Annotated in this window: 4 protein-coding genes; all 4 read right to left on the reverse strand. The window is 32.3% G+C overall.

Annotated features, from left to right (window positions below; translation table 11 throughout):
- On the reverse strand, positions 1–423 hold a 423-nt coding region (locus Q0C58_RS02110; RefSeq protein WP_290696807.1), incomplete at its 3' end, for a transglycosylase domain-containing protein.
- Between the two features lie 65 nt (positions 424–488).
- Entirely contained in the window at positions 489–971 is a 483-nt protein-coding gene (locus Q0C58_RS02115; protein WP_290696809.1) for a gliding motility lipoprotein GldH, read from the reverse strand.
- Entirely contained in the window at positions 961–2,268 is a 1,308-nt protein-coding gene (gene ricT, locus Q0C58_RS02120) for a regulatory iron-sulfur-containing complex subunit RicT (protein WP_290696811.1), read from the reverse strand. The genes Q0C58_RS02115 and ricT overlap by 11 nt, the downstream gene beginning before the upstream one ends.
- 313 nt (positions 2,269–2,581) lie before the next feature.
- On the reverse strand, positions 2,582–3,649 hold the full coding sequence (locus tag Q0C58_RS02125) for a rhodanese-related sulfurtransferase (RefSeq protein ID WP_290696813.1): 1,068 nt from the start codon (positions 3,647–3,649) through the stop codon (positions 2,582–2,584).
- Positions 3,650–3,877: the final 228 nt, after the last annotated feature.

Here is a 3,877-nt window from a genome sequence, read left to right on the forward strand (position 1 = left end):
CAATTGTCTAGACAATTGTTGTGATACTGTACTTGCTCCACCTTTTGAACCAAGATAAGCAACAGCTCTTAATGTTCCTCTTGCATCTATACCTGAATGCTCATAGAATCTAGCATCTTCAGTTGCAATTAAAGCATCTACTAAATTTTGAGATAATTCTCCATAGCTAACAGGTGTTCTATTGTCATCAAAATAAAACTTACCAAGTGTTTTACCATCACTTGAAATAATTTCAGTTGCCAAATTAGTTTTTGGGTTTTCTAATTGAGTATGATCTGGTAACTCACCAAAAACTCCCCAAGAAGCTAATAAAAACAATAGTGCTATAAAAAAAATACCGCCTAAAAATAGCATCCAAAACCAACGAACGTATTTTTCGAAGCCTTGATGCTCTTGTGTCTCTTTTGTTTTTGTCTTTGCCATTTAATTACGTGCCTAATTTAATTGGTCTGCGTTCTGCTAAGATATGAACGCTCGAAATTTCTATTTTATTCTGTTTTTTCTATTCTAAAGCCAATATCTGTGATACCTTCTAAATTAGCAATCCCATTTACTGCTCCGTTTTCACGCATAGCGTGATTTATATTTACTGTATATTCTCCAGTTTCGCTAAAAACAACAGCTTCTTTATACCACAATTTATTCTCTTTTACACTAGATAATCCTGAGCCTAAAAACTCACCATTTGGTTTTGCCATTTTATATTCTAATGTATCTACAATACTTTTTCCATGAGGAAAATTCATTTCAACAATTAAAAACAAATTACTATATTTATATGCATTTGTGTTACGTAAATTAACAAATAGATTATAGGCTTTAGTTGAGTCTGGTGGACTTACCTTAAAGCTTATGGTTTTATCTTTATTCCATACTTCTGGAACAGTTTCGTAATCATCGAAAACACTTTTAGAGTCGCAAGCCACAACACTTAAAAATAAAATACACAACAAAACAATATTACTTCGCATCCTTAGCTTGTGGTTTAGGCTTGTTATTTTGGTTTCTAGGATTTGGCTTTTTTCTTGGATTTGGTTTATTTTGACCTGCTGGCTTATTCTTATTATTCGGTTTATTTTGAGTGTTTGGCTTATTTTGACCTTGTGTTTTATTCTGGTTCGTATTCTTGTTACGATTACGGTTCTTATTGTTTTTACGTTTTTTATTGCCTTTTGGACTATCGAAACGTGTTAAACTATCTTGACCAACAACATTCTCGAATTCAACTTTAGCTTCTTCCACTAACTCTAATGCATAGTCTTCAAGACTTGCAATCTTTTCTCTATCCTTATTATTATTTATTGCTATAATTTCTCTAGCTTGATCTGTAGTTATTTTGTGCCAGTTCATCCATTCTCCTTCGTAAGCATACCACATGTGACCTTGAAAAATATCTGTTTTTTGACAAACAGCAGTTCCTTTTTCTGTGTATAATTTAGTATCTGCTTTTGGAAACGCTTTTAAAGCGTCTTGGTATGAGTCTAACTCATAGTTTAAACAGCATTTAAGTTTACCACATTGTCCTGCTAATTTTTGCGGATTTAAAGAAAGTTGTTGGTAACGTGCAGCACTTGTGCTTACAGATCTAAAATCTGTTAACCAAGTAGAACAGCATAACTCACGACCACAAGATCCAATACCACCAAGTCTTGAAGCTTCTTGTCTAAAGCCTACTTGTTTCATTTCTATTCGCGTTCTAAATTCGCGAGCAAACACCTTGATTAGGTCTCTAAAATCTACGCGTTCTTCAGCAGTGTAATAAAATGTTACTTTACTAGCATCGCCTTGAAATTCGATATCTGAAATCTTCATTTGAAGCTTTAAATCGATAGCAAATTGTCTTGCGCGAACCTTCATTGGTTCTTCTTTATCACGTGCATCGCTCCAAATATCTATATCTTTTTGAGATGCTTTTCTGTATATTTTTAAAACGTCTTCTGGTCTTTCTTTAATTTTTTTACGTTTCATTTGTACGCGAACCAGTTCGCCAGACAAAGTAACCATGCCAATATCATGTCCAGATTGTGCTTGTGTAGCAACAATATCTCCAATAGCTAAAGTTAAATTTTCTGCGTTTTTATAGTAGTGTTTTCTTCCGTTTTTAAAACGAACTTCAACAAAATCGAAAGGTTTTTCTCCATTTGGAAGAGACATGTTTGCTAACCAATCGAAAACGGTTAGTTTGTTACAACTGTCTGTTCCACAAGTACCATTATTTTTGCAGCCTTTTGGTGAGCCGTCTTTTGTTGTGCAACTTGCGCAAGCCATATTATGTAGATATATTGATTCTGAATGCTTTAAACCAAATAAATAAGTGGTTTTAGCATCAGAAGACGATTAATAAATTAAACCTTAGTGATGAGATTACCACCTTCGTGGAAATTTCAAATTAATGCTTACTTTGATTTGTAAAGATAAGATTATTATTATGACTTTAAAATATAAAAAAATAGGAGTAATAAACCCTTCCAAATTCAGCAAAAAAAGCGGAAGCCAACTTCCCTTAAAAAAAGTTAAGGAATTTACTTAGGTGTGGTTTTTACTTTAAAATTTCTTAATAATTCTAAGACCAAAAATTTTTTTATTCTTTTTTAAAAGTTTCAAAAATGTTTCGTAAATCTTTTTTGTAAGGCAAATGGTCTGCTCTTCCTTTTTTAAAGATATCGTTGCTATTTCCTTGTCCTTTACGCAGTTCTTTCTGCGCTTCAAAAGGCAAAGCATGTATTTCTTGACAAATGGTTGAACAGCAATTATTCATTTCTTCTTTACAATTGTCGCATTGTAAAAACAGTAAATGGCAAGCATCGTTTGCGCAATTTGTATGTATATCGAAGGCGTCTCCACATTGGTGACATTTTGCAATAACATCGTCACTTATTTTTTCGGCACGTCTATCATCAAAAACAAAATTTTTACCAATAAATTTATTTTCTATGCCTTCAGTATTTACTTGCCTAGTGTATTCTATTATTCCGCCTTCAAGCTGGTATACATTTTTAAATCCTTTATGCTTGTAATAGGCACTCGCTTTCTCGCAACGTATGCCACCTGTACAATACATTAATAAGTTTTTTTCTTCTTTATGTTCGTGTAAATCTGCTTCAATAATATCTAAGCTTTCACGAAACGTATCTACATCTGGAGTTACTGCACCATAAAAATGACCAATTTCACTTTCGTAATGATTTCGCATATCTACACAAACTGTATTTGGGTTTGCAAGCATTTTATTAAAATCTTTAGCTGAAAGGTGAACGCCTTTGTTTGTAACATCGAAGGTTTCATCATTTAATCCATCGGCAACAATTTTATCTCGAACTTTTACTTTAAGTTTTAGAAAAGACATATTATCTTGTTCGATAGCAATATTTAGACGAATGCCGTTTAAAAAATCGATACTATCTAAATGAATTTTAAAGTTTTCAAAATTATCTGCAGGTAAAGATAATTGTGCATTAATACCTTCTTGAGCTACGTAAATACGTCCTAAAACGTCTAAACCGTCCCATTTAATAAATAAATGGTCACGTAGTTGTTGTGGATTGCCAATTTGAGCGTAAGCGTAAAACGATAATGTTAAACGGTCTTTTCCGGCTTTTTCTATAAGCTCTGCTCTTTCTTTGGCGCTTAATTTGTTGTACAGTTGCATGCTATACTAATGTTTTAAGGTTAAAGAATGTTCTATTAAACTTCGAATAATTCCGAAGAAAATAAATTTAAAGAACAAAAGTACAGTTTTATATGAGTTAGGCAAGACATTAAACAGGTTCTATAATAATTTTATTGCATATCCGTAAATAACCCTAAAACGAACTATAATTAGTATATTTATCTGGATATATAATTATATAGATATGAATATTTTTTCTTTTGGCAT

Origin of the sequence: Lacinutrix sp. (assembly GCF_023299985.1) — a bacterium.
Classification (GTDB): Bacteria; Bacteroidota; Bacteroidia; order Flavobacteriales; family Flavobacteriaceae; genus Lacinutrix.

What these genes read in the sequence shown, in the direction of transcription:
- ricT (WP_290696811.1), bottom strand. Translation starts at nt 2,268, where the DNA reads ATGGCTTGCGCAAGTTGCACAACAAAAGACGGCTCACCAAAAGGCTGC.
- Q0C58_RS02115 (WP_290696809.1), bottom strand. Translation starts at nt 971, where the DNA reads ATGCGAAGTAATATTGTTTTGTTGTGTATTTTATTTTTAAGTGTTGTG.
- Q0C58_RS02125 (WP_290696813.1), bottom strand. Translation starts at nt 3,649, where the DNA reads ATGCAACTGTACAACAAATTAAGCGCCAAAGAAAGAGCAGAGCTTATA.